The 441-nt window shown below is 39.0% G+C and carries 1 protein-coding gene; it reads right to left on the bottom strand.

The window, feature by feature from the left end; translation table 11 throughout:
- Nucleotides 1-308 (bottom strand): aldose epimerase family protein (locus C1I98_RS46650; RefSeq protein WP_199537599.1); only part of this gene is annotated, 308 nt, incomplete at its 3' end.
- Between the last annotated feature and the right edge of the window lie 133 nt (nt 309-441).

The following is a 441-nucleotide window of genomic DNA, read 5'->3' as shown; positions in this document are numbered from 1 at the left end:
ACATTGCCATGATCATTTGGCGTTAATGTAAAATGTGCCCCATTAATATCATAATCAGTTTTTGATAGACGACCACCAACACGACCAATTGTATTTCCAAAATGGAATGGATTATCTAAATACGCGGCTAGATCATCAAATTGGACTAACAATTCTTGTTTGACACCATCACGTTCAACGGAAAACGATTGCCAAGTTGCTCCGTACGAAATCGCAGTAATCTGTGTGCGTTTAATATTTTCTAGGGTAAACGCCGTCACGATTTTTCCGTCAGGTAATTGTCCAAAATCCTTCTCTACTACTTTCATGATATCCTTTCCTGCTATACAGCAAATGAGCGATTTCTCGCTCATCATCAGGCTTATTACTTTGTCAATTCGACATCTTGCCCTAATAGGTCAATCACTAATGGTTCACCTGAAATCAAGTCAACATGTGCAC

Source organism: Spongiactinospora gelatinilytica (assembly GCF_003236385.1).
Lineage (GTDB): Bacteria > Actinomycetota > Actinomycetes > Streptosporangiales > Streptosporangiaceae > Spongiactinospora > Spongiactinospora gelatinilytica.
This window is presented reverse-complemented; position numbering and strand designations above follow the sequence as displayed.